The sequence below is a fragment of the Streptomyces sp. NPDC107454 genome (assembly GCF_055582885.1).
Map to the genome: position 1 here is coordinate 325,008 of NZ_JBVJPA010000005.1, position 24,173 is coordinate 349,180.

At 70.2% G+C, this 24,173-nt stretch carries 30 protein-coding genes and 1 pseudogene; 20 read left to right on the top strand and 11 right to left on the bottom strand.

Annotated elements, in window-relative coordinates; translation table 11 throughout:
- Positions 1-116: 116 nt before the first annotated feature.
- Both ACZ69M_RS14385 and ACZ69M_RS14390 read left to right on the top strand, forming a co-directional pair.
- Positions 117-1,109, top strand: a complete 993-nt coding sequence (locus ACZ69M_RS14385; protein ID WP_470049780.1) for a helix-turn-helix transcriptional regulator — start codon at positions 117-119, stop codon at positions 1,107-1,109.
- A 97-nt stretch (positions 1,110-1,206) separates the two neighbouring features.
- Positions 1,207-1,326 (top strand): annotated as a pseudogene (locus tag ACZ69M_RS14390) (helix-turn-helix transcriptional regulator); the annotation flags it as partial.
- Here the strand turns inward: ACZ69M_RS14390 and ACZ69M_RS14395 are convergent.
- Positions 1,289-2,323 (bottom strand): helix-turn-helix transcriptional regulator, encoded by a 1,035-nt coding sequence (locus ACZ69M_RS14395; protein ID WP_470049782.1) that lies wholly within the window; start codon positions 2,321-2,323, stop codon positions 1,289-1,291. The pseudogene ACZ69M_RS14390 and the gene ACZ69M_RS14395 sit on opposite strands and share 38 nt — an antisense overlap.
- A gap of 313 nt (positions 2,324-2,636) precedes the next feature.
- Positions 2,637-3,176 carry a hypothetical protein gene (locus ACZ69M_RS14400; RefSeq protein WP_470049784.1) on the bottom strand — a complete coding sequence of 180 codons (540 nt, stop codon included), beginning with the start codon at positions 3,174-3,176 and terminating at the stop codon, positions 2,637-2,639.
- Between the two features lie 398 nt (positions 3,177-3,574).
- Between ACZ69M_RS14400 and ACZ69M_RS14405 the strand changes: the two genes are divergently transcribed.
- Positions 3,575-4,126, top strand: a complete 552-nt coding sequence (locus ACZ69M_RS14405; protein WP_470049786.1) for a hypothetical protein — start codon at positions 3,575-3,577, stop codon at positions 4,124-4,126.
- Here ACZ69M_RS14405 and ACZ69M_RS14410 read toward each other — a convergent pair.
- The gene (locus ACZ69M_RS14410) at positions 4,123-4,560 is read right to left on the bottom strand and encodes a hypothetical protein (protein WP_470049788.1); all 438 of its coding nucleotides are present in this window, start codon (positions 4,558-4,560) and stop codon (positions 4,123-4,125) included. The genes ACZ69M_RS14405 and ACZ69M_RS14410 overlap by 4 nt on opposite strands.
- Before the next feature lie 196 nt (positions 4,561-4,756).
- Complete coding sequence (locus tag ACZ69M_RS14415) at positions 4,757-5,125, bottom strand: helix-turn-helix domain-containing protein (RefSeq protein WP_470050167.1); 369 nt, start codon at positions 5,123-5,125, stop codon at positions 4,757-4,759.
- A gap of 413 nt (positions 5,126-5,538) precedes the next feature.
- Here ACZ69M_RS14415 and ACZ69M_RS14420 point away from each other — a divergent pair, with 413 nt between their 5' ends.
- The 6 genes from ACZ69M_RS14420 (at position 5,539) to ACZ69M_RS14445 (ending at position 8,401) form a co-directional block, all read left to right on the top strand.
- Positions 5,539-5,862 carry a hypothetical protein gene (locus tag ACZ69M_RS14420; protein ID WP_470049789.1) on the top strand — a complete coding sequence of 108 codons (324 nt, stop codon included), beginning with the start codon at positions 5,539-5,541 and terminating at the stop codon, positions 5,860-5,862.
- Complete coding sequence (locus ACZ69M_RS14425) at positions 5,859-6,371, top strand: hypothetical protein (protein WP_470049790.1); 513 nt, start codon at positions 5,859-5,861, stop codon at positions 6,369-6,371. The genes ACZ69M_RS14420 and ACZ69M_RS14425 overlap by 4 nt, the downstream gene beginning before the upstream one ends.
- Positions 6,368-6,556 carry a helix-turn-helix domain-containing protein gene (locus tag ACZ69M_RS14430; RefSeq protein WP_470049792.1) on the top strand — a complete coding sequence of 63 codons (189 nt, stop codon included), beginning with the start codon at positions 6,368-6,370 and terminating at the stop codon, positions 6,554-6,556. The genes ACZ69M_RS14425 and ACZ69M_RS14430 overlap by 4 nt, the downstream gene beginning before the upstream one ends.
- Before the next feature lie 380 nt (positions 6,557-6,936).
- Entirely contained in the window at positions 6,937-7,338 is a 402-nt protein-coding gene (locus tag ACZ69M_RS14435; RefSeq protein ID WP_121415501.1) for a hypothetical protein, read from the top strand.
- A 55-nt stretch (positions 7,339-7,393) separates the two neighbouring features.
- Positions 7,394-7,990 (top strand): phage tail tube protein, encoded by a 597-nt coding sequence (locus ACZ69M_RS14440; protein ID WP_352051450.1) that lies wholly within the window; start codon positions 7,394-7,396, stop codon positions 7,988-7,990.
- 120 nt (positions 7,991-8,110) lie between these two features.
- A complete protein-coding gene (locus ACZ69M_RS14445) occupies positions 8,111-8,401 on the top strand; it encodes a hypothetical protein (RefSeq protein ID WP_470049794.1) in 291 nt (96 codons plus the stop codon).
- Here ACZ69M_RS14445 and ACZ69M_RS14450 read toward each other — a convergent pair.
- Complete coding sequence (locus ACZ69M_RS14450; protein ID WP_470049796.1) at positions 8,362-8,625, bottom strand: hypothetical protein; 264 nt, start codon at positions 8,623-8,625, stop codon at positions 8,362-8,364. The two genes, ACZ69M_RS14445 and ACZ69M_RS14450, sit on opposite strands and share 40 nt — an antisense overlap.
- On the opposite strand from ACZ69M_RS14450, the gene ACZ69M_RS14455 reads away from it, so the two are divergent.
- Positions 8,512-8,814 carry a hypothetical protein gene (locus tag ACZ69M_RS14455; protein ID WP_470050168.1) on the top strand — a complete coding sequence of 101 codons (303 nt, stop codon included), beginning with the start codon at positions 8,512-8,514 and terminating at the stop codon, positions 8,812-8,814. The genes ACZ69M_RS14450 and ACZ69M_RS14455 overlap by 114 nt on opposite strands.
- 30 nt (positions 8,815-8,844) lie before the next feature.
- On the opposite strand, the gene ACZ69M_RS14460 is transcribed toward ACZ69M_RS14455, so the two are convergent.
- Entirely contained in the window at positions 8,845-9,246 is a 402-nt protein-coding gene (locus ACZ69M_RS14460; protein WP_470049798.1) for a DUF3592 domain-containing protein, read from the bottom strand.
- Between the two features lie 48 nt (positions 9,247-9,294).
- Here ACZ69M_RS14460 and ACZ69M_RS14465 point away from each other — a divergent pair, with 48 nt between their 5' ends.
- The 9 genes from ACZ69M_RS14465 (at position 9,295) to ACZ69M_RS14505 (ending at position 16,456) form a co-directional block, all read left to right on the top strand.
- The gene (locus tag ACZ69M_RS14465) at positions 9,295-9,849 is read left to right on the top strand and encodes a hypothetical protein (RefSeq protein WP_470049799.1); all 555 of its coding nucleotides are present in this window, start codon (positions 9,295-9,297) and stop codon (positions 9,847-9,849) included.
- Positions 9,850-9,965: 116 nt separating this feature from the next.
- Positions 9,966-10,982: a hypothetical protein gene (locus tag ACZ69M_RS14470; protein ID WP_470049801.1), complete on the top strand. Its 1,017-nt coding sequence runs from the start codon at positions 9,966-9,968 to the stop codon at positions 10,980-10,982.
- A 9-nt stretch (positions 10,983-10,991) separates the two neighbouring features.
- Entirely contained in the window at positions 10,992-11,831 is an 840-nt protein-coding gene (locus tag ACZ69M_RS14475; RefSeq protein ID WP_470049803.1) for a hypothetical protein, read from the top strand.
- A complete protein-coding gene (locus ACZ69M_RS14480) occupies positions 11,818-14,199 on the top strand; it encodes a hypothetical protein (protein WP_470049805.1) in 2,382 nt (793 codons plus the stop codon). The genes ACZ69M_RS14475 and ACZ69M_RS14480 overlap by 14 nt, the downstream gene beginning before the upstream one ends.
- A complete protein-coding gene (locus ACZ69M_RS14485; RefSeq protein ID WP_352051457.1) occupies positions 14,196-14,360 on the top strand; it encodes a hypothetical protein in 165 nt (54 codons plus the stop codon). Before ACZ69M_RS14480 ends, ACZ69M_RS14485 begins: the two co-directional genes overlap by 4 nt.
- Before the next feature lie 79 nt (positions 14,361-14,439).
- Positions 14,440-15,081, top strand: coding sequence for a hypothetical protein (locus ACZ69M_RS14490; RefSeq protein ID WP_470049807.1), 642 nt, complete (start codon positions 14,440-14,442; stop codon positions 15,079-15,081).
- 7 nt (positions 15,082-15,088) lie between these two features.
- Positions 15,089-15,928: a peptidoglycan-binding protein gene (locus ACZ69M_RS14495; protein WP_470049809.1), complete on the top strand. Its 840-nt coding sequence runs from the start codon at positions 15,089-15,091 to the stop codon at positions 15,926-15,928.
- 50 nt (positions 15,929-15,978) lie between these two features.
- A complete protein-coding gene (locus ACZ69M_RS14500) occupies positions 15,979-16,215 on the top strand; it encodes a putative antibiotic biosynthesis monooxygenase (protein ID WP_099921498.1) in 237 nt (78 codons plus the stop codon).
- Entirely contained in the window at positions 16,202-16,456 is a 255-nt protein-coding gene (locus ACZ69M_RS14505; protein WP_095853492.1) for a hypothetical protein, read from the top strand. Before ACZ69M_RS14500 ends, ACZ69M_RS14505 begins: the two co-directional genes overlap by 14 nt.
- A gap of 55 nt (positions 16,457-16,511) precedes the next feature.
- On the opposite strand, the gene ACZ69M_RS14510 is transcribed toward ACZ69M_RS14505, so the two are convergent.
- Complete coding sequence (locus ACZ69M_RS14510) at positions 16,512-17,639, bottom strand: sugar ABC transporter substrate-binding protein (RefSeq protein ID WP_470049811.1); 1,128 nt, start codon at positions 17,637-17,639, stop codon at positions 16,512-16,514.
- A gap of 275 nt (positions 17,640-17,914) precedes the next feature.
- Between ACZ69M_RS14510 and ACZ69M_RS14515 the strand changes: the two genes are divergently transcribed.
- The gene (locus ACZ69M_RS14515; RefSeq protein ID WP_470049813.1) at positions 17,915-19,867 is read left to right on the top strand and encodes a PA14 domain-containing protein; all 1,953 of its coding nucleotides are present in this window, start codon (positions 17,915-17,917) and stop codon (positions 19,865-19,867) included.
- 58 nt (positions 19,868-19,925) lie between these two features.
- On the opposite strand, the gene ACZ69M_RS14520 is transcribed toward ACZ69M_RS14515, so the two are convergent.
- The 4 genes from ACZ69M_RS14520 to dnaK are packed head-to-tail and all read right to left on the bottom strand — an operon-like array spanning position 19,926 to position 24,110.
- Entirely contained in the window at positions 19,926-20,372 is a 447-nt protein-coding gene (locus tag ACZ69M_RS14520; protein WP_054231331.1) for a heat shock protein transcriptional repressor HspR, read from the bottom strand.
- Positions 20,373-20,376: 4 nt separating this feature from the next.
- Positions 20,377-21,561, bottom strand: a complete 1,185-nt coding sequence (gene dnaJ, locus ACZ69M_RS14525) for a molecular chaperone DnaJ (RefSeq protein WP_054231330.1) — start codon at positions 21,559-21,561, stop codon at positions 20,377-20,379.
- A 33-nt stretch (positions 21,562-21,594) separates the two neighbouring features.
- Positions 21,595-22,263: a nucleotide exchange factor GrpE gene (gene grpE / locus ACZ69M_RS14530; RefSeq protein ID WP_470049816.1), complete on the bottom strand. Its 669-nt coding sequence runs from the start codon at positions 22,261-22,263 to the stop codon at positions 21,595-21,597.
- Positions 22,260-24,110, bottom strand: coding sequence for a molecular chaperone DnaK (gene dnaK, locus ACZ69M_RS14535; RefSeq protein WP_067374231.1), 1,851 nt, complete (start codon positions 24,108-24,110; stop codon positions 22,260-22,262). The genes grpE and dnaK overlap by 4 nt, the downstream gene beginning before the upstream one ends.
- Positions 24,111-24,173: the final 63 nt, after the last annotated feature.

Below are 24,173 nucleotides of genomic sequence, written 5' to 3' on the forward strand. Positions count from 1 at the left end.
CACTTGAAAGTCCCGTCTTCCCCCGTCGAGTAAGACGATGGCTCATTCGGGCACGTCGTGGCCACATAATCGATGCATCATGTTCCTGCACGTTCAGGACCCTGGGGGGTGGAGTTTTGGCAACAAATCAGACTAACGCGACACATCCCCACGGGGTGACCGATCTGTGCGAGGCGGGTGGACGCCTCTACGCGAACGCCCTGCGCACCGGACGAATCGCACGCGCGGACGTGACGCCCGCCCCCTGCTTGATGGAACTCGCGCTCCTTCACCCCGATCCCGACGACGCGAGCTGGCTCCGTCCGGTGCCCCCGTTCGTCGCCCTGGCGCAGCGACTCAACCCCATCGAGCGCGAGATCTCCGAGCGCAGACGGCTGTCGATCGAACTGAGCGATGCTTTTGAGCCGTTCATGGCTCTCAGCGCACAAGAGGCCACGTCCACGCACTCCATCACGGTGCTGGAGGGCGGGGACCGGATCAACGCGGCGCTCAACCTGGCCACGGCCCAGTGCCAGACCGAGATGCTCACCATCCAGCCGAGCGACCGCGGCTCCGAGCGCAGCCTTCTCCTCGGTCTGGAGCGCGACCGGCCCCTTATCGAACGTGGCGTGCGCATCCGGACGCTGTATCAACACACGGCCCGCCACAGTCCCGAGAAGCTGGCGTACGTGGCCCAGCTCTCGGACGGCAAGGTCGAATACCGCACCGTCGACGAGCTGGTGGAGCGCCTCATCGTCTGCGACGAGAGCGTCGCCTTCATCCCCACCCGCGACGACCAGCAGGTCGCCCTGGAGCTTCGCCACCCGGGCCTGGTCCGCTATCTGATCAAAGTCTTCGAGTTCATGTGGGACCGCGCCGTCCCGCTCAGCGCCGGCGCCCCCTACGAACCCGCCCTGGGCGGCATCACCACCATCCAGCACTCCATCGCCAAGCTCCTCGTGGAGGGCCACGTCGACGAGGCCATCGCCCGCCGCCTGGGCATGAACGTGCGAACCTGCCGCGCCCACATAGCCAAGCTGGCCACCGCCCTGGGCAGCGGCAGCCGCGCCCAACTCGGCTATCTCATCGCGGAATCGGGAATCCTCAAGCAGGAGGGAACGGCGGGGTGACCGACCTGCCGCACCTGGCCCACGGCGTGGAAGAACTGTGCGCGGCGGAATCGAAGCCGTACGAACGGGCCCTGCACGAAGGGCGCGTACGCAGCGCATGAACGTCCGCACCGCCCGCGTCCACATCGCCGAACTCGCCGCGACCCCGGGCAGCGAGAGCCGGGCCCGGCTCGGCTACCTCATCGGGCGGTCGGGGATTCTCGACCAGGATCACTGAGCGGCAGCAGTTCCGCGGCGCGCGGAGGTCCGTCCAGGCCCGCCTGGGCGATCCGCACGCCCAACTGCGTACGGCTCGCGGCGCCCAAGGTCTCCGAGAGGCGCGCGATGTGCGCCCGGCAGGTACGGACGCTGATCCCCAGCCGCTCCGCGACCACCGCGTCCTGGTGTCCCTCCGCGAGCAGCGCGGCGATGGACCGCTCGCGATGGGTGATGCCGTCGATGCCGGTGTCCGGGAGCGGCGCGGCGAGCGGGATCGCGAGGCGCCACAGCCGCTCGAAGACCGTGACGAGGTAGTCGACCAGTGCCGGGTGCCGCAGCTCCAGCGCGATCGTGCGGTCGGAGTTGGCCGGGATGAACGCCACCTTGCGGTCGAAGAGGATGAGCCTCTCCACGACCTCGTCGAGGGTACGGGCCTCCGCGGTTCCCCCCATCAGCTCCATGTAGTTGTGCAGGCCCTGGCCGTGCCGGGCCACGTGCGTGTACAGGTCGCGCATCCGCACGCCCCGCCGGCGCATCTCCAGCGCCCGGTGCAGCCCCTCGGAGAGTTCGTCCTCGCGCCGGATCCCGCCGGGCTGCACGGTCAGCACCTCGGTCGTACAGGCCTCGGTCGCCTCGTCCATCGCGGCCCGGATCCGGGGCAGCCCGTCCAGGACGCGGATCGCCACGCCCTCGCCCGGTGCCTGGACGCGTCCGCCGAGCCCGGCATACCACTCGAACGCCGCCACGGCGTCGCCCACCCGCGTCTGACTGGCGCTGACTTCCTCGTACACGCCCCGCAGCAGCCGTGTCATGACCTCCTGCGGCGAGGTCGGCACCAGCCACCCCATGTCGTCGGGGTCCGGGTGCAGCAGCGCCAACTCCACCAGGCAGGGCACCGCTTCGGCGTCCCCGCGCGACACGCGTCCACGCCGTACGGCCCGGGAGTACACCCGGTCCCCGGCCTCGCACAGTCGGTCAGCGCCGTGCGGATGCCTGTCCGTCCCGTGCCCGGCCATCTCCCACCCCTGGCTCCAGCATTCTCGCGATGCGACGTCTCCGCGCCGTCCGCAGCGCAACTATGCGCGGCCCCGACCGCCATCGCAACACGGCTGCCCTCGTCACGCGCCCCCTCTCATCCGCATACGTCCCGGAATATGCCCGCCTCCGTAGGGCACTCTGCAACAACATGATGGTGGTGGTAGCGGGCCGTCCGGTACATCGTGGGGGCGTGGGACAGGGCGCTCACGGCGCCCCGACCGGCCCTGGCCGGACGCTCCCCGTTCGGTCAGGGCCAAGACGTCCGAGCGGCCGGGTGAACCGCGCGACACCTCAGGCCGCGGTCCAGCTCGTGAGCAGGGCCTCCCGGGCCGCCCGCCAGGGCGTCACGCCGTCGCCCTCGACGCTTCCCCACTCCAGCAGCCGCGCCACGTCCGCCGTACCGTCCACGAAACGGTTCAGCAGCGCCACCGACAGCTCGTACTCGGACTGGACGTAACCCCCGACGGCCGCGGTGTACACCGTCAGCTCGGCCTTCTCCTCGCCCGTCCGTACGTGGAGTTCGAACGCGGGCGGTGCCTCACCGCCGCCCGTCGCCACGTCGAGGACCGTGTCCATCACGTTGTTCACCAGCCACCGCGTACTGGAGCGCACCCGCACGTCGTGGACGGTGACCGCACGGACGTCCGCCCAGGGCCAGAACCCCTCCTGGCCCGTGCCCACGGCCTGAAGCCCCTCGGGGGTGAGCCGCACCCCGCGCCCGTATCCCTCGGGCTCGGCGCCCACGTACACGCTCTCCTTGGTGATCCAGAACAGGCCGATCATGGCCACGGGCGCCTCCAGCACAACGAGCACATCAAGTACGACGAACACGGTCCCCCTCTGAGACACCGGCGGGCCCGGAATGGTTCAGCCGGGACCCGAGAGTCAGGACTGCCGAACGCACGTACAGATGCCTTATGTTGCTCCTCGCGACGGAACTGTGTTGCGCGCCCGCCGTACCACGGTCGTCTTCGACCAGGACGCCGTGCTGTTGGACCGGGGAGGGAATCGGCTGCGTATCCCCCTCGCCGCGATCGAGACCGTCCGTACAGGCGGCGGATCGAGGCGGCGCGTCGTCGAGATCGTCCTGACCTCCGCCGGCGCCACCCCCGTCGTCCACACGCTGAGCCCGCCGAACACCACCGCCGCGACCGCGTTCGCCGACGCGGTCAACGCCGCGCTGCCCGTCCGGGACGCCGTTGAACCGCGCAACGGACGGGGCGACGTTGGTGACCACCGTGCCCGTGCCACCGCGGACGGAACGGAAGGGCCGCCGGACGACATCCCGCGAGCGGAGGGTGCAATGGGCGTTCGGCGCGCTGTTCGCGCTGGGGACGGCCCTTTCCGCGGCCACCGGGGAGTGGCCGTTCGTCGTCCTCTGGGTCACCTCCTACGCTCCGTTCCTCGTCGGGTGCGCGCTCACACACATCGTGTACCGGGTCACGGTGGACTGGTGGCTGCTGCGCCGCCGCGGCATCACCGTCCTCGTCGTCCACAAGGACCGCGACTACGTCGGCGATGTGCTCGTCACGACGTACTCGTCCACCGACACGGCAGGCGCGGAGCGGACGTTCAGCGGAAGCGGCCGGCTCGTGGCGAGTGACCCGGAGCGGATCGAGGTGACCTACGACCCTTGCGCCCCGAAGCGGATGACCACGCGCGACGGACCCGCCGTACGCACGCTCTCCGTCCTGGCGTATGTGCTCCTGGGCCTGCCCGTCGCGGCGATGACCGCCGCGTACCCACCCGTCTCGCTCATCGGCCTGCTGTCCGCGCTCTAGGTCCTGTCCGACAACGGATCCCCGTTGTCCCTGTTGCCCCTGTTGTCCTCGTCATCGCCCTCCCGTAAGCGCCTCAAGCGCGGCCGGTGCGGCATCAGATCGCGTATGCGGGACTCGCCCGCGCCCACCACGGGCAGCCGTAACTCGTCGGTCTGCCGCTCGGGGAAGCGGAGCAGTCGTGCCGGCGGCACGGGGAAGTCCTCGCTGTCCGGGTGCTGGCCGGGGCCGTTGGAGGGCTCGGGGCCGCTGGAGGGCCCGGGGCCGTCGGGCCGGTCGGGGGACGTCGCCCGGGCATGTTCGGTCCAGCCCGCGCGGAACCAGGCCAACTGGTCACGCTGCACCTCGTCATCGGTGAGGATGCGCACGCCCTCCGTACCGGCCCGCCGGATCTTCTCCCCCAGCTCGATCAGCAGGCCACCCACGGTGTACGCCACGGCGTCCGGATCCGGTGCGGTGGCCGGTCCGTCCGCTCCCTCCTCCGGTGGGCGTGGATCACGCGCGTGCGAGTCGTGTGAGTCATGTGAGTCGTGCGGACCACGCGCACGCGGGTCGCGCGCATGCGGGTCTCCCCCCTCGTGCCCCACCTGCACACCCCTCTTCACCGCTGCTCCGAATCCCCCTGCCGAAGCGTCACTCTCGTCTGCGTTCCTCCGGCAGGAACTGGCCAACCACCTTCACGAAAAGTTCTTGCAGCTCCGACGGAACTCCGAGCAGCCGTGCCGCCTCCGCCGGGCTGAGTGACGCAGCCGGGCCTCCGGCGGTTTCGCCGGTCCTCGGGTCGAGCGGAAGATCGTCCTCCGACAGCCGACCGGACCGGATCAGCATGTCCCTCAGGGGAACGGCCAGAACCGTCGCCAGCCGGCGCATCGTCTCCAGATCCGGCATGCTTTGCCGCTGCAACAGCCGACTGACCGCGGCCCGGTGGACCCCGGCGTCGTCGGCGAGCTTGGACTTGCCACCGCCCCGCGGGCTGTCGATGTCGTAGCCCCGCCTGCGCATCAGTCCTTCTATCCAGACCGCGAACTCCTCCAGGCCGTCGGCCCTGGGCGTTCGGCCACTGTCGGCGCGATGACCCTGGTCGTTGTAGGCGTTGGCCCACGAGCTTGCACCCATGTGGTGGCTCTCCCCTCGTCGCGAGGGAAGAGTACCGAGCGCGCGCGCACCTCTGGGAGTGCGCGCTCGCACGCATTCGTAAAGTTCTGACATGCGCGAGCGCTCTCGTGGCGGCATATGCGGCTGATACGGGCGCTGTCGACACCTCCCGGGCGGACCCCGGCCCCGACGCCGACCCTGATTCCGGTCGAGCGCGACTCCGGAGCGTAGTCACTTGCGCACGCGCTCGCACCATGCAACTCTGATCGCGCGTTCGCAACTGTCGAACATATGTTCCCACACCTGGGGAGGGGTTGCACGTGCCCAACCAGCCGACCGCATCCGCCACTGCCACGACCTGGCGCTTTCCCTCTGCACGCGAAGAACTGGACTGGCGCCGCGCCGCAGCCTGCGCCGATCTTCCCGAACACTCCGTGTTCACCCGCATCCCCTCCGAGGCCGAACCGGTATTGCGCGCCTGCAATCAGTGCCCGATCCGTCACGAATGCGAGACGGTCGTCGATCCCGCCCACACCTGGTTCGACGGGGTCAGCGGGGGACGGCTGTGGCGCAACGGGCGCGAGGTGTCGCGCGGGATGGGGATGTCGCAGTCGCAGGGCACACCGGGGGGAGCCGCACGATGAACCGCGAACTGCCCGGTGCCGTCTGGATCGCCTCGCTCGTCCGCCGCTTCCCCGACCTCGTCGACGAGTTGACCCCCGCTGCCCACGGGGGGCTGCGGGAGCGCCGCGGGGGCGGGCCGGTCGCGGGGACGACCCTGCCCGTACGGCTGCACATCTCGGACGCCGTACGGGACATCACCGACGGAGTGGTCGAACTGGAGGAGGCCGTACGGGAACGGCTCGGGCTGCGGGCCGTGCCGCCCGCCCCCGTCCCGGTGCGGCTGCGCCGGATCGCCGGCCTGCTGGAGCGCGTCGCCGCGGACTCCGTCATCGCCGCACATGTGGAGGACGAGACGCGGCGCATGGCCGCCCGTTGCGCGCGGGCGCTCGGCGACCCCGAACAACTCGTACGGCTGCCGGGCCGCTGCCCCACCTGCGACTCGGTCTCCCTGCGGGCCTTCCCGGAACGCGCCGAGGTGCGCTGCGTCAATCCCGTGTGCGGACGGGTACTCGAACCGGAGGCCTCATGAACTCCCCCCTGATCACGACAGAGTTGGCGGCGGACGAGGCCGGGGTCTCCACGGCCACGATCCGCAAATGGGTCCAACGAGGCCACCTGCGCCCGGCCGGCACCCGGGGCCGGCGCCGGCTCTACCGCCTGGAGGACGTGTTCGCGGCGGAACGCGCGACGCACCGGGCGGGCGCCGACCGCTGACCCTCCTCACGCCCAGGGGCCCCGCCGCGCGATGCGGCGGGGCCCTCGTGGTCCTCGTGGTCCACGCCTGTCCTCCGAGCCGGCGGCGCGCGGTGGGCCGTGCGCGGTGGGCCGTGCGCGGTGGTCCGTGCGCGGTGGTCCGTGCGCGGTGGTCCGTGCGCGGTGGTCCGTGCGCGGCGGGCCGTGCGCGGTGGGACCGAACATGCCGGATGAATACCCGTACCGAATAGACCAGTTGCACGATCCGGGCGGTCGCGTCACACTCGATGCAGCGGCAGAGCTGCGCCCACCCTCAGCGGGGGCGACGGACCTGCCGCTTCGTGTTGCCCGGAAACGGGCCCCCGCCCGGCACGAAGCCGGGCCCCGAAGGGAGTGTCCATGTGGCCATCCTGACCTTTCCCGACGCCGAGCAACTCGTCGTCGACTTCCTCAAGAACCGGGCCGAGCTGACCGGTGTCGTCGTCGACAGCCGGCCGCCCGCCGGGTTCGACGGCACCCAGAAGGTCGTCCTCGTCTCGCACATGGGCGGCGCCTGGGTCGACGACCAGCATCTCGACCAGCCGCTGCTCGACCTGGAGGTGTACGGCCCGGACAAGCCCACGGCACACACCGTGGCGCTGTCCGCCCGTGCCTGCGTGCTGGAGCTGGCCGACACCGTGTACGGCTCCGCGGCCGTCGTCGACGTCTCCGAGGCCGACGGGCCGCGCTGGCTGCCCGACTACACCCGCTCGGCCGCCAACCGCTACCGCTCCACGATCCGGCTCCTGCTGCGCCTCGGCTGAGCCCGCCCCACCTCGCACCAAGGCCTCACGTCCCTTACGTACACAAGGAGTTCGCATGGCTACGAACAACGGCAAGGAAATCCGTGTCGCCGGTACCGGCCGGGTCCTCGTCGCCCCCGCCGGCACCACCGCGCCGGTCAAATCAGACGACGCCTGGCCGGCCGGCTGGGTGGAGCTGGGGTACACCTCCACCGACGGCATCAAGCTCAACAAGAAGGACAAGATCGACCCGGTCGACACCTGGCAGTCGGCGAGCCCGGCTCGCTTCATCTACTCCGACCGCGATCTGACCGTGAAGTTCCAGCTGCTCCAGATGAACAAGAGCACGCTCTCCTTCTTCATGGGCATCCCGGCCACCAACATCGCGCAGACCTCGGTCGGCGGCACCGCGGTCGTGGACACCTACGAGTTCCTGGTCCCGAGCACCCCGGCCAAGGACGAGCGGGCGCTCGGCATCGAGTTCACGGACGGAACGGACGCCGTGTACCGCTTCATCCTGCCGCGCGGCCAGGTCACCGAGACCGAGGAGATGGGCTTCACGCGGACCGGGTCGGTGAAGCTCGGCGTCACCTTCACCGCGCTGGAGGCGGAGACCGCCAACCGCGAACTGGCCAAGTGGATCATGAAGGACAAGGCGTACGCCGCCCTGTGACGGTCCTTCCGATCCACCTTCCGTGACGGGCGCCCCGTAGGGCTCGTCACCCGGGGCGGCGGGCTCCCCCACCCGTCGCCCCGGCCCCTCTCCACGTACCTCTGACAAGGGAGATCCCCGATGGCCGGATTCAACGTCAACGCGGCTCGCGCCCAGCGCCTGGAGGCGCTCGGGCGCAGCTGGACCTTCGAACTCGACGACGACAGCTTCGAGCTGCCGACCGAGCTGACTCGGACGACCGCGCGCGAGCTGCGCGGCCTCGACGACAACGACGTGGACGGGCTGCTGTATCTGCTGCTCGGGGAGCGGCAGTTCGCACGCTTCGAGAAGCACGACGTCACGATGCAGGACATCGCGGCCGTCCTGGAGGCCTACGGCAAGGAGACGGGGCTGGGCCTGGGGGAAGGCTGAGCCTCGGCGAGCTCGTCGAAGAGCACGCCGAGGCCCTGGAGGCGGATCTGCTCCGCCACTACGGGGTCGACCTGCTGGACTGGCACCGCGGCCACCTGTCCTCGCGCCGGCTGGCGGTCCTGGTCCAGCATCTCCCGAGGGACAGCGCACTGGCCCGCGCGCTGCACGGCGAGGCCGCCGACTGGTCCCTCACGGACCATCTGCTCGCCTCCGTCGTCGACCAACTCGCCGAGGCCAACTGGATGTTCGCGACGGTCAACCGGGACGAGGACAGCGAACCACTGGAATACCCGGAGCCGGTACCGCGTCCAGGGCAGTCCGCGCATCCGATGTCCGGCGGGGAAAGCGAACGGGGCGACGGGAAGGATCACCGAATGCCCACGGAGGCCGAACTGGCGGCGTTCTTCCTCTGACCCTGCCGTCGTCGGCCTTCACCTGAGAAGTCATCCGGTGGCGACGAGCCCGAGAATCGCACCGACCACCAGAACTCCCATGGCGGACGTGATGAGCGTGTCATATCCGATACGACGCTCGGCCTCGAAAGAAATCATGGCCCGTCCCGGCTTTCGCCTGTCGTAATAGACCTCGACTTCGTCATCCACCTCCAATGGGGCCGTCGCGTATTTGGACGACCTCACCAGAAATTCAGCGTCCCCGGTCGGCGAATACCGCACGACGACACCGACATATCCACCGGCGGGCCAGAAGTGTTCGACGCACACGCCCACGGTCCGGCCGCCCGCCGACTCCAGCGCACGCCCTCTGAGCAGCGCGAACAGATTAACGCAAACAACCATAAGCGGAACAAACAAGGCAATTAAGAGAAACATTCTGATGGCGAGCATCGCACCCCTCGAATCAATCGGGCACACATTCCCCGAAACGGACGAATTGTGGCATCACTTGAATCTCGCGTCAAGGCACTGGAAGACAGTGCCACAAGCCAAAAGGTAGCCGCTCACGACTATCAGGATCTCAAAAAAGAGATCACCGCGGTAGCCAGCGATCATACGGCTCTCAAGGGTGAACTCATCGGCCTCGCAGCCTCCTTCACCCTGATCAATCTTTCCCTCCCCTCGCTGTTCAACCTGGAAAAACTGATGGAGTCGAAACTCCGTATCGGGCACAACGATTGGGGCCTCATCAGCCGCATCCCGGAGTCCCCCGCCGGCACAGGGGCGCGCGGACCCACCGGACCACAAGGGCGGCAGGGGGCGGACGGACGACGAGGGCCCCGCGGTGAGCGGGGAGCGGCGGGGCCACGCGGCCCACGAGGTGCCCGAGGGCCGGACGGCCGCGCCGGCGCCCGGGGTGTCCAGGGCCCCGACGGGCGTCTCCCCTCCACCGCGGAGCTGGAGCGCGTGACGCGTGCGGCCGAGACGGCGACGAGCTCCTTGGAAGGCGCGATCCGCCGGGCCAACAGCCTGGGCTCCACCCTGGGCGGCTAGGGCCCGTCGTTCGGATCAGGTCGTTTCAGGCGACGGGGCTTGATCAGACCCCGCGGCCCAGGCCTGATCCAAACGACAGGCCCCAAGTCGACCCACGCATGGAAGAGGTGACAGACATGACTCTCAGACAATCCGTGCTCAACGTGGCGGACAGTCTCCAAAGGCTCCGCGGTGGGCTGGACAGCACGGCCAGGGCGATGAGCGGACTGCAGCGAGGAGCCTCCGCCGCGGCAGCGCCGCTGGCGCGGGTGGACTCGGGATTCACCCGGGCCAACACCGCCGTGGGCAAGCTGCGTGGCTCACTGACCGGCGCCGACACCGCCCTCGGCAAATCCAGGAGCGCCACCGACAAGTTCAAGACCTCCCTCGACAAGCTCAAGTCCTCCGCCGACAAGACCAAGGCCGCCCTCAAGGACGTGAAGAACCAGGCCGACGCGGTCGAGAAGTCCGTGGGGAAGGCCGGGAAGAACGCCGACAAGGGCGGGAAGTCCATGGGCGGCCTGGGGAAGGGACTCAAGGGGGCGTCCACCGCGCAGAAGGGGCTCAACCTCGCGATGAGTGCCAACCCGTTCGGGCTGGTCATGACGCTGCTCACCCCGCTCATCACGCAGTTCGTCAACATGGACAAGGTCACCGCCCTCGTCCGCAAGGGCCTCACCGCCGCCTGGAGCCACATCAAGTCCTCCTCGCAGTCGGCCGCGAAGATCCTCGGGCCGCTGTTCAAGGGCGTGGTGAACGGGTTCCTGACTCCGACCCGGATGCTGGTGCGCGGGCTCAACGTCCTCATCGGCGGCCTGAACCACGTGAAGTTCAAGGTCCCCGACTGGGTGCCCGTCATCGGCGGCAAGGGCTTCGCCTTCGATCTGTCCCCCATCCCGGTGCCGCAGCTCGCCCAGGGCGGCATCGTGCGCGCCCGCACCGGCGGCACCCTGGCTCTCGTCGGCGAGGGCGGCGAGCCCGAGGCGGTCATCCCGCTGTCCCGGCTGGAGCGGATGCTCGGCTCCGGCGGCGGCCTGCGCCGGCTCGCCGCCGCCGTCGAGGCGCTCGCCGACCGGCCCGTCCAGATCGACGTGGACTCCCAGACCATCGCGCGCGCCGTCCAGCTCGGACAGCGCAAGCTCGCCCGGAGGTGAGGCAGGGACATGGCAAGGAATCTCTGGATCGGCAAGCCCGGACTTCTCCGGGAGATCGACCAGGCGGCCAAGAGCTGGGACCGGTCGGCGGAACTCAACGTCACGGAGTTCAAGTCCCTGGAGGGGCGGATCACCACCGTGGCCCCGGCCCGTACCGTCCGCCGGCTCAAGTTCTCCTGGGACTCCCTCGCGCCCGACGACGCCCAGCACCTCTCCCGGCTCGCCCGCCGGATCAACGGGCCCGGTCTGCTGGGCAGCGCGCAGACGTCGTACGGTCCGCTCGCGGTGCTCGACCCGGCCTCGGTGAACCTGCTCGACCCCTACCAGGCCGCCGCACAGAGCGAGAGCAACGGCACCGACCACTGGTTCGCCATCACCGGCACCCTGGTCGTCAGCCCCCTGACCGGGGACACCGTCGTCGCCGGCTTCCAGGAGACCACCCGGATCGGCTGGCGGCACGGCATATGGACCGGCTGGCCGGTGATGCCCGGCATGCAGGTGTCCTGGCTGGTCCCGGCCGACTGGAACCCGGCACTCGCCACCGCCCAGCTCGACTGGAAGACCGCCGACGGGACATATCTCAGCACCTCGTCCGCGAACGGACCGACCGTCTCCGGCGTCGCCCCGGCCGGGGCCGCCTTCGTCACCCCGGTCGGCGGACCCGGCGCGGCCGGCCCAGCAGGGCTGGCCGGAGCCTGCCTGACCATCGGCGAGGCCCCGGCCGCCCACGCACTCGGTGACGGCTGCCCGGCGATGTCCGTGACCGCGTACAGCGATGTCCCGTCCGCCCGGCTGCCGTACCGCAACGTCAGCGTCGACCTCGTGGAGGTGCGCGGTGCAGAACTCTGACGAGACGCTCGCCGCCGCGCTCGCCGCCACCGAGCGGATCCCGGCCCACTCCACCCGGCTCGGCGGCCGGGAGATGGGCGGCCAGGTGCAGTCCTGGAAGGTGGAGCGGGCCTACAGCACCGATCTGCCCGAGGCGCTGCGCGCCTTCTCCGGGAGTGCCTCGGCCCAGCTGGAGCTGTCGCTCGGCGGCAGCGGTGCGCCCGCGCCCCGGCTGTACTCGGCCTGGTCGCCCCGCGGCAGCGGCGACGTCGTACGGCCCGGGCAGTCCGTGGTCCACGCGGCGGGCGCGAACGACCGCACCGTCCCCGCCTTCCGCGGCGCCGTCCGGTCCCGCACGGCCGCGTCCGGCAGCGACACCGTCACCGTCCAGGCGCTCGACGGCGCGGAACGGCTGCGCGGCCCCGCGCAACTGCCACGGCCCTACCACGGGCTGCGCTACGGGCAGCCCGTGGCGACCGCGACCTGGTGCGTGGACGAGATCCTGCGCCAGGGCGGCATCCACAGCTGCCCGCCGCCCCGCGCCCCCGGCGTGGCCGACGACACCACCCGGCCGTTCACCGCGCTCTATGCCGCACTGCACGGCGGCTTCAACGCCGCCTACGGCCAGCCCGAGACCTTCCCGGCCCCCTCCGCCTACTCCTGGGTGCGGGACGGGGCGCCGTACGAGATGGCGCTGATGCCGAAGGCGGCGGGGCTCACGGCGTCCTGGATGCCGCGCTCCCGCTTCGTCGTCGCGGGGAAGGTGTTCCAGGCCGAGCTGCATGTGAACACCGCCCTCGCGGTGGGCAATGAACTCGAACTCAAGCTGATCTTCGACCGCAGCGCCGGCACGTACGGGAACTACGCCCTGAACGTCTACTTCGCCACCGGCGTCGTGAAGATCACCTCGGGCACGGTCGGCGGCGGCGGTCTGGTCGCCAGCTGGACCATTCCCAAGCTCGCCTCGCTCAAGGGCGTGTGGCACCTCGGGTTCACCGTGGACACCCGGGCCGGTGCCGTCGGCGGGAACACCCCGGCGACCGTGTACCCGCGGCTCACCGCACCCGACGGGGAGTACGTCACCCCGCCGACGGCCCCCTTCACCTTCTCCGACGCCTCCTCGGTGCAGCCCCCTTCCGAGCTGTACCAGATCAGCCTGAAGACCGACGTGGCCGTCGAATGCCTCCAGGTCACCGACCGCTCCTGGCCGGACCTCGACTCGTACACCGCCGAGGAGTGGGAGCAGAAGGGCCGCTGGGCCAAGGGCGCGGTGCTCGACGACGCGACGGTGCCGCTCTACGACGTGCCGAAGATCTCCGGCTCCCAGTGGGACGCCCTCACCGAGATCGCCCGCGCCACCATGTCCACCGCCGAGTTCGACGAGCAGGGCGTCTTCCGCTGGCGCGGGCCCGGCCGGTTCCGGACGGTGCCCGCCGGGCCGGATCTCACGGTGACCACCCGGCGCGACATCGCCGCCCTCACCGTCTCCGAGGAGATCGACGCCTGCCGCAATCACTGCGAACAGCCCTACCAGGACTGGACCGGCATCAGCCACACCTACAGCGACACCGTCACCGACACCGTCGTGCGGGAGGTCAGGCCGGGCGGCTGGGTGGAGGTCGCGTACGCCATCGCCGAGGAAGAACTCGATGTCGGCCCGCTCCAGATCGAGGACGACGTGGCACCCGTCGGCGGCCATCGGGTCCGTTTCGGCAGCGCGGCGGCCGGTGGCACCTCCGTGAAGGGCGCGGTGACGGTCAGCTCGCGGCGCGACGGCCCGAACTACCTCGTGCGGTTCGCCAACCACGGCACGGCGAGCGTCTGGACGGTCACGAAGGACGGCAAGCCCTCCGTGCAGATCGTCCCGCAGAAGCGCACGGGCGATCCCCGCCGGCGGTCGTTCGCCTGGTACAACACCACCAGCCAGGCCGCCTACGGCAAGCAGGTCTACCAGGCGCCCGCGACCGACTGGGTGCAACAGCATCAGGTCGCCTCGGACCTCTCGCACGCCATGCTCGACGCCGGCCGTTACCCGGTCCCGGTGCTCGGCGAGGTCGAGGTGCTGCACGATCCACGCATCCAACTCGGTGACGTGGTGCGGGTGGTGGACACCAGCGGGGCCGCGCTCGACACCCTCGCCTGGGTCGTGGGCATCCGCACCACCTGCCAGGCGGGGGCCGCCCCCCAGCAGACGCTGACCCTGCGCGGTACCTCCTACAACGGCGTTCCGACCGACTCCGGGCTCACCCCGGACCCGCCGGTCGATCCGGAGTACGGCAACCAGCGGACGTACGCCCTGATCGACGCCCAGAACGCCACACTCGACGCTCTGACCACCAGCAGGATCACCTACCGCGAACTGCTCAAGGCGCCGGGAGGTGCGGCATGAGCGAACTGCCCCCGGAAGAACCGCGCGTGGAAGAACCACCGCCGGAGACCGCCGACGACGACGCGAACGTGGCGCATCCGGTCCCGGTCGACAGCGCCGCGGCACGCGACGGCGACGGCGGCACACCGGCCGGCTCGCTCCCGCCGTCCCTGGGCGACTGACCGCCCCCTCGTCCCGTACGCGCGCCCCGTACGCGATCAGTCGTCCCGTACGCACTCCAGGATCCAGGAGGAAGCCGTCATGGCCCTGCTCACCCCGCTCGGCAGCCTGCCCTACCCGCAGCCGGCCGACGCCGCGAACATCCCCGTGCACATCCAGTCGCTCGCGGAGGCCGTCGACGGCCGCACCGTGCTGCGCTTCGCGGACGCCGCGACCCGCGACGCCAAGGTGACCGCCCCGGTGGCGGGCATGCTCTGCTGGCTCGGCACGCCCAAGCAGTACTGGTACCACACCGGCAGCGCCTGGACGCAGCTGGCGCCCGGCCCGGTCCACAAGGCCAACACCACGGCCGGTACGACGACGTCGACGGCGTACGTGGAGACCCTCACCGGCTCCACCGGCGACCCGACCACCGTCACCTTCACCGCTCCGGCCTCCGGCGCCGTGCTCGTCTCGGTGGGCGCGCGCGTCAGCAGCAGCGCGGCCACGGCCTGCCACATGTCGGCGAACATCCGCCTGAACACGACGGTCGCGCTCGCCGCCGCCGACACCCGCGCGGCGCTCGGTGCCGGCACCAACCAGTGCTCCGTCACGACCCAGTTCCAGGTCACCGGGCTCACCGTGAACGGCGTCTACACCGCGACCGCCGCCTACAAGTCGGCCGCGACCACCAGCACCGCGACCTTCGCCAACCGATTCATCACCGTAACTCCCGTGATGTGAGGCACACATGGCCACACCACTGACCGCCGACGCCCTCGCCCGCGCCCTGCGCGACGAGGGCGTCGTCCTTTCCGAGAGCGGCAACTGGCGCACCCACAACCGCAACAGCAAAGGCGCCTGGGGCCCGGTCCACGGCGTCATGCTCCACCACACGGCAGGCATCGACAGCCTCCGCCTGTGCCGCGAGGGCACCGCGGACCTGCCGGGCCCGCTCTGCATCGGCCTGATCACCAAGGACGGCACCGTCCACCTGGTCGGCTACGGCCGCACCAACCACGCCGGTTCGGGCTCGACCGCGGTCCTGGAGGCCGTACGGGCCGAACGGGCCGCACTGCCCGCCCCCGGACCCGACGCCGTGGACGGCAACGCCCGCTTCTACGGCTTCGAGATCGAGAACCTGGGCAACGGGCGGGACCCCTACCCGGCCGCCCAACTCGCCGCCGTGGAACGGCTTTCCGCCGCGATCTGCCGCGCCCATGGCTGGTCCGCGGCCAGCGTGATCGCGCACAAGGAGTGGACGCGCCGCAAGATCGACCCGTCGTTCTCGATGTCCGGGATGCGGCAACGGGTGGCGACCCGGCTCGGCTCCCGACCGGTCCCGTACGAACCCTTCCCCGGCGCCGCGTTCTTCGCGCTCGGCCGCCGCAGTCCGCTGATCACAGCCGTCGGCGAGCGGCTGGTCGCGGAGGGGTGCGGGCGCTACTCGACCGGCCCCGGCCCGGTGTGGACGCAGGCCGACGTCCTGTCGTACGCGACCTGGCAGCGCGCGCTCGGCTACGTCGGCAAGGACGCCGACGGCACCCCGGGCCGCACCAGCTGGGACAAGCTGCGCGTCCCGCGCGCCTAGGGGGCCGGACGTACCCGAGAAGCACTGGAGCACCCGAAAGGAGCCCGGAGATGAGCGACGCCGGCCGCAGAACCCTGCGTACGACACTCCAGACCCTGTTCGCCCTGATCACCGTCCTGCCGCTGGTCGCCGAGGACCCGCTGGTCCGGGACGTACCCGCGCTCACGGCCGTCGTGGGCGGCGCCGCGCTGCTCAGCCGGGTGATGTCGATGCCCGCGGTGGACCGGCTGCTGCCGGGGTGGCTGCGCGGGCCCTCCCGCGGAGAAACCGCCGATGCCGACGACTGAGGCCGAGAGCGTCGCCCTGGAACTGGAGCGGCTGCGCCGCTCGGTCGACGTCGGGTTCGCCACCACCCGCGGCGACCTCGCCCTCCTCCTGCAGCGCGCGGACCAGACCGACAAGACCCTCGACGAACACGAGTCCCGCCTCGACGCCCTGGAACGCACCCGCTGGCCCCTGCCCTCGCTGGCGGCCGCCACCTCGTGCACGGCGCTGGCGCTGACGATCTGGCAGTCGATGGGACGCTGAACCCCGGTCCGCCGAACGCGCGGGAGCCCCTCGCCCAGGGCTCCCGCGCGTTCGTCTACTTGAGGCCGATCGCCGTGCAGTCCACCTTGGTCGAGGCCGCGCAGATCTGCTTGACGGTGTAGATGTTGTCCTGGATCACCGTCTCCTTGATGTTCGCCTTGGTCAGGGCGACCACGGGCATCAGCTGGGAGGGGATCTTCTTGTTCGTGGGGCTGTCGACCTTGTCGCGGGTGAGCGCGTCGAACTCGATGCCACGCCCCTGGACCTTCGCCACCGCCATCTCGGCCGCCGCGGAGGCCTCGTCGGGGTAGGACTTGTAGACGCTCATGTACTGCTCGCCCCGGACGATCCGCTGCACCGCGTCCAGCTCGGCGTCCTGGCCGGTGACCGGCGGCACCTTGCTGACGCCCATGGTCTTCAGGGCGTCGATGACGGCGCCCGCGAGACCGTCGTTGGCGGAGTAGACACCGGCGATGTTGCTGAGGCCGATGGCCGAGATGGCCTTCTCCATGTTGGCCTTGCCGACGACCGGGTCCCAGTCCTTGGTGTCGTACGACTTGGAGATGACGACCTTGCCGTTGAGCTCACCGAGGGCGCCCGCCTTGAACTGCGCCGCGTTCGGGTCGGTGGGCGAGCCGTTCATCATGACGATCTTCTTCGTGGAGGCGTTGGTGCCCAGCGCCTCCAGGAGCGCCTTGCCCTGCACCTGGCCGACGAGCTCGTTGTCGAAGGAGATGTACGCGTCGATCGGGCCCTGCGCCAGACGGTCGTAGGCGATGACGGGAATGCCCGCGTCCTTGGCCTTCTGCACATCGCTCGCGATGGCCTTGGAGTCCACCGCGTCGACGAGGATCACGTCGACCTTGTCGGCCACCATCTGCTGGAACTGCTGGCTCTGCTTGGAGGCGTCCTGCCCCGCGTTGACGTAGTCGACCTTGCCCTTGTTGTTGGTGAGCTTGGCGACCTGCTGCTTGATGATCGGGTAGTCGAACTTCTCGTAACGAGTGTTGGCCTTCTCCGGGAGGAGCAGGCCAACCGTGATGTCGTCACCCTTGGTCGGGCTCGCCTTGGTGTTGCTGCCGCCGATCCCGTCCACGACACCGCAGGCGGCGAGGGAAACGGTCATCGCGGAGCAGGCCAGGGCTATGGCGGTACGACGAAGCCGGGTGTTACGAGTGTTCACATCAGGTGCCTTCCGGGCGAGGTAGCTGCTTTGCGACCCAGGTGGCTGAAAGCCAACGCGGCGATCACCTCAGCGTCAAGGAGTAACCACTTAACGAGATGGCAACAGCATTCTGTGTTCCCCAAGTGAACACGATGGGAAGGGGGTGCGCCGTCACTTCCACAGAACCCCTCTGATTGACTTGCGTCACGCGCTCCCCGGCGACATACAACCCTCCCCCACATCCGGGAGTCTCGAAGGTGGCCGCACACCTCGCAGCATGAAACAGGGGAAACATGAGACCAGTTGGGCGGAGCGGACCGGCGCTCGCCGTGACGCTGACGATCGCCACCACCGGGGGCCTGCTCGCCGTCTCGGGGGCGCCCGCCTCCGCCGCGAGCAGCTGCGCATCACCGGTGTACAAGCGGCAGTTCTACGCGAACACCACCTTCTCCGGCACACCGAAGAAAACGGACTGCGATGCCGCGGTCAGCGAGAACTGGGGCACGAAAGCACCCGCCTCCGGCCTCCCGAAGGACAACTTCGGCGTCCGCTGGACCGAGACGAGGGACTTCGGTTCGGGAGGCCCCTTCGCCCTTCCCGTCGCCGCCCAGGACGGCCTGCGCGTCTACCTCGACGGCACCCGCAAGGTCGACCTCTGGAAGAACGTCTCCTCGACGGTCAAAAAGACCGTCAACGTCACGATTCCCTCCGGCAAGCACACCCTCCGCGTCGACTACGCCAACTGGACAGGCGCCGCCAACGTCTCCTTCGCCTACACCCCCCGCACCACCGCCGCCGTCGACAAGGTCAAGCCCCTCACCCCCACGGGCACCTCCGTGGCGTACGACAAAGCCACCGGCAAGGCCAAACTGACCTGGGCGAAGAACAAGGAGATGGACCTCGCGGGGTATCGCGCCTACCGCCGCCTGAAGGGCGGCGCCACCTGGACGAGAGTGGGTACGACGACCGCCACCTCGTACACCGACACGACCGTGCCCGCGACCGGCGACACCTACTACTACGAGGTCCGCGCCTACGACAAGGCCGGCAACGAGTCGACGGGCACCGCCGACCAGGCCGTGACCACCGTCGACCGGACCCCGACCGCCGCGCCCGGCGGCCTGGGCGCCAAGGTGAGCACCGGCTCCGTGGCCCTCGGCTGGAACAAGGTCTCCGGTGCCGCCGCCTACCGCGTCTACCGGGCGAGCGCCCCGCAGGGCCCCTTCCAGCAGCTCGTGTCCTCCGTGCCGGACGTCTCCTACCGGGACACCTCGGCCGACATCCATCAGCGCCTGTACTACCGGGTCACGGCCCTGGACCCGGTCGGCAACGAGTCCGTCCCGTCCGCGACCGCCGACACCGGCGCCCCGGACACCCTCGCGCCCGGCCAGGTCACCGGTCTGACGGCGGAGGGCACCACGGCGGGCAACGCGCTGCGCTGGAACGCCCCTTCGGACGACGTCGAGCATTACGAGCTGTGGGCCGCGCCCGAGGGGCAGTCGGACCCGGACGGGCCGGACCTGGTCCTCGGCACCTCGTTCAACGACTTCCGGGCCCCCGCGGGCACCGCCGTCACGTACACGGTCCAGGCCGTCGACGCGTACGGGAACATCTCCTCGGTGTCCGAGGCTGTCACCGCGACCCGGCCCGCCCCCGGCGACGCGGCGGCGCCCACCGGCGTGACGGTCACCCCGCACGACAGCGGCACCGAACTCACCTGGGCGTACTCGACGGACGGGGCGGTGTACGGCACCCGCGTCTACCGCCGCACCGACGCCTCCGCCGCCTGGAACCGGGTCGGCTCGCCCCACTCGACCCTCTTCTCGGACACCGGGGCCCCGGCGGGCCGCGCGTCCTACTACGTGGTGGTGCTCGACGCGCAGGGCAGGGAGTCGGCGCCCTCCGACGTCGTCTCCGTGGACCGCGTCACCCCGGCGACGTCCACGGCGCCGCTGCCTCCGCTGCTCGCGCTCTCGGCGCCGTACACCGAGTGCACCGCCAACGACTGTGCGGGGCACGGTGGACCCGGCCAGGCGGTCACCGTGACGATGACCCGCCCCGCGGGCGACGACCGCGTCATCGGCGGGTACCAGTGGCGCGTCACCGGCGGCACGTACGCGCAGACCACGAACGGCAGCCTCACCTGGACACCGCCCACGAGCGGGATCTACATCGTCGAGGTGGCCACGGTGGACGTGTACGGGCGCGTCGGCCCGTCCACCCACCTGACGTTCAACGTCGCCTGAGGAACGCCGAAGGGGGTGGGGAGGTCGTCGACCTCCCCACCCCCTTCGGTACGTGCAACTAGTCCGACTGCCGCTTCGGCCGCCAGACCACCAGCGCGCTCGTCTGCTGGACCTCCTGGTACGGGACCAGGTCGCGGCGGTACGAGGCGTGCACCGCGGCCTCGCGCTGCTGCATCGCGGCAGCCGCGCCGTCCAGGGCCGATTCCAGTTCCGCGACGCGGGACTGGAGCGCGGCCACCTGGTTCTCCAGCTCGATGATGCGCTTGATGCCGGCCAGGTTGATGCCCTCGTCCTGGGACAGCGCCTGCACCGTGCGGAGCAGTTCGATGTCGCGGGCCGAGTAGCGCCGGCCACGGCCGGCGGTGCGGTCCGGGGAGACCAGGCCGAGGCGGTCGTACTGGCGCAGGGTCTGCGGGTGCAGGCCGGAGAGCTGGGCCGCCACCGAGATGACGTAGACCGGGGTCTCCTCGGTCAGTTCATAGGGGTTTCGACGACGACCGTCCATCTGCTCATGCTCCCTTCGCGGCCTGGAACAGCTCCGCCCGCGGGTCCTCGCCCGCGGTTGCCTCGCGATACGCCTCCAGGGCGTCGCGAGCCTTGCCCGACACGTCCGTGGGGACCGCGACCTCGACGGTGACGAGGAGGTCGCCGCGCGTACCGTCCTTGCGGACGGCACCCTTGCCGCGGGCCCGCATCGTGCGGCCGTTGGGCGTGCCCGGGGGCAGCTTCAGGGTGACCGGGGGGCCGCCCAGGGTCGGTACGCGCACCTCGCCGCCGAGTGCCGCCTCCGCGAAGGTGACGGGCACGGTGACGGTGAGGTTGTCGCCCTTGCGGCCGAAGACCGGGTGGGCGTCCACGTGGACCGTGACGTACAGATCGCCTGCCGGGCCGCCCCGTTCGCCGGGTGCGCCCTTGCCGCGCAGGCGGATGCGCTGGCTGTCGCTCACCCCCGCCGGGATGCGGACCTGCATCGTGCGCGAGGACTTGGCACGACCGCTGCCGTGGCAGATCTCGCAGGGGTTCTCCGCGATGAGACCGCGGCCCTTGCAGTCCGGGCAGGGGTCCGTGAGCGAGAAGCCGCCGCCGGAGCCCCGTGCGACCTGGCCGGTACCGACGCACGTCGGGCACACCCGCGGTGTGCCGTTCGCGTCGCCGGTGCCCGAACAGGCCTTGCAGGGCGCCTGGGACGTCATCCGCAGCGGGACCGTCGCGCCGTCCACCGCCTCGGTGAAGCTGAGCGTCACCTCGGTGTCGATGTCCTGGCCGCGCCGGGGCTGGGTCCGCGTACCCGTGCCCGCGCCGCCGCGGTTGAACAGGCCCCCGAAGACGTCTCCGATGCCGCCGCCGAAGCCGCCGGCACCCCCCGCTCCGCCCTGGGCGCCGCCTCCGAAGAGGTCGCCCAGGTCGAAGTTGAAGTTGCCGCCGCCCGCGCCGGGACCCGGACGGAAGCCGCCGTTGCCGAAGAGGGCGCGTGCCTCGTCGTACTCCTTGCGCTTCTTGGGGTCTCCGAGCACGTCGTTCGCCTCGGAGATCTCCTTGAAGCGCTCCTCGGCCTTGGCATTGCCCTTGTTGGCGTCCGGGTGGAACTCGCGGGCGAGCTTCCGGTACGCCTTCTTGATCTCTGCCTCGGTGGCGTCCTTGGGGACGCCGAGGACCTTGTAGAAGTCCTTCTCGATGAAGTCCTTGGTGCTCATCCTCGACGCCCCTCCTCTCTCATGCGTTCAACGTCAGCCCTCGTCCGGGCCACCGCTCTCCTTGTCGTCGGCCGCCTCGGCGGAATCCTGGGAGTCCGCCTTGCCGGTCTGCGCCCCCGGCTGGGGTTCGGCGACCGCCACCCGCGCGGGGCGGATGGTGCGCTCGCCGATGCGATACCCCGGCTGCAGAATCGCCACGCACGTCGTCTCCGTGACGTCCGGCGCGTACGAGTGCATGAGGGCCTCGTGGATCATCGGGTCGAAGGGCTCGCCCTCCTTGCCGAACTGCTGGAGGCCCATCTTCGCCGCGACGGTCTCCAGCGACTCGGCCACCGACTTGAAGCCGCCGACCAGTTCGCCGTGGTCCCGCGCGCGGGCGATGTTGTCGAGCACAGGCAGGAGTTCGGTCAGGAGGTTCGCGATGGCGATCTCCTTGACCGCGATCCGGTCGCGCTCGACCCGACGACGGTAGTTCTGGTACTCGGCCTGGAGCCGCTGGAGGTCCATCGTGCGCTCGCCGAGCGCCGTACGGACCTGGTCCAGCTGTGCGGTCAGACCGGCCATCTGTGCTGCTGATGCGTCCCCGGCCGGGGCCGCCGCCTCCTCCGTGGAGGGGGTGGCGGCCTGCGACTCGGCGTCGTCAGGGGTGGCGCCGGAGGGGACGTCAGGCTTCTCTTCGAAGCCCGGGGTCTCCTCCGTCACGCGGCACCGTCCTTACGGTCCTCGTCGACGATCTCGGCGTCGACGACGTCGTCATCGGCCTTGGCCTGCTCGGCGCCGGGGGCACCTTCGGCGCCACCGGCGGCCTGCGCGGCCTGGGCGTCGGCGTACATGGCCTGGCCGAGCTTCTGGGAGACCGCGGCGACCTTCTCCGTGGCGGTGCGGATCTCGGCGGTGTCCTCGCCCTTGAGCTTCTCCTTCAGCTCGGCGATGGAGGCCTCGACCTCGGTCTTGACGTCACCCGGGACCTTGTCCTCGTTGTCCTTGAGGAACTTCTCGGTCTGGTAGACGAGTTGCTCGCCCTGGTTGCGGGTCTCGGCGGCCTCGCGGCGCTTGTGGTCCTCGTCCGCGTACTGCTCGGCCTCCTGGCGCATCCGGTCGACCTCGTCCTTCGGCAGCGAGGAGCCGCCGGTGACGGTCATCTTCTGCTCCTTGCCCGTGCCCAGGTCCTTCGCGGTCACGTGCATGATGCCGTTGGCGTCGATGTCGAAGGCGACCTCGATCTGCGGGACACCGCGCGGGGCCGGCGGCAGACCGGTCAGCTCGAACATCCCGAGCTTCTTGTTGTACGCCGCGATCTCGCGCTCGCCCTGGTAGACCTGGATCTGGACGGACGGCTGGTTGTCCTCGGCGGTGGTGAAGATCTCGGACCGCTTGGTCGGGATCGTCGTGTTCCGCTCGATGAGCTTCGTCATGATGCCGCCCTTGGTCTCGATGCCGAGGGACAGCGGGGTGACGTCGAGGAGCAGGACGTCCTTGACCTCACCCTTGAGGACACCGGCCTGCAGGGCGGCGCCGATGGCGACGACCTCGTCCGGGTTGACGCCCTTGTTGGCGTCCTGGCCGCCGGTCAGCTCCTTGACGAGCTCGGCGACGGCGGGCATGCGGGTGGAGCCACCGACGAGAACGACGTGGTCGATCTCGGAGAGGTTGATGCCCGCGTCCTTGATGACGTTGTGGAACGGCGTCTTGCAGCGCTCCAGAAGGTCCGCGGTGAGCTGCTGGAACTGAGCGCGCGTGAGCTTCTCGTCCAGGTGCAGCGGGCCCTCGGCGGAGGCCGTGATGTAGGGCAGGTTGATCGAGGTCTCGGTGGACGAGGACAGCTCGATCTTCGCCTTCTCGGCGGCTTCGCGCAGACGCTGGAGCGCCATCTTGTCCTTGGCGAGGTCCACGCCGTGACCGGAGCGGAACTGCTGCACCAGGTAGTCGACGACGCGCTGGTCCCAGTCGTCACCACCGAGGTGGTTGTCGCCGTTGGTGGCCTTCACCTCGACGACGCCGTCACCGATCTCCAGGAGGGACACGTCGAAGGTGCCGCCACCGAGGTCGAAGACGAGGATCGTCTGGTCGTCCTTGTCCAGGCCGTACGCGAGGGCGGCGGCCGTGGGCTCGTTCACGATGCGCAGGACGTTCAGGCCCGCGATCTCGCCGGCCTCCTTCGTCGCCTGGCGCTCGGAGTCGTTGAAGTAGGCCGGGACGGTGATGACCGCGTCCGTGACCTTCTCGCCCAGGTAGGCCTCGGCGTCGCGCTTCAGCTTCTGCAGGATGAAGGCGCTCATCTGCTGCGGGTTGAAGTTCTTCCCGTCGAGCTCGATCTTCCAGTCCGTGCCCATGTGACGCTTCACGGAGCGGATGGTCCGGTCCACGTTCGTGACCGCCTGGCGCTTGGCCACCTCGCCGACGAGCACCTCACCGTTCTTGGCGAAGGCGACGACGGACGGCGTGGTCCTGGCGCCCTCTGCGTTGGTGATGACGGTGGGCTCGCCGCCTTCAAGAACGCTGACGACGGAGTTAGTCGTGCCCAGGTCGATGCCGACCGCACGTGCCATTTCAATTCCTCCAGCAATGACTTGAGTGGAACGGACTCAAGTGTGCACCACTCTCATTGCTGG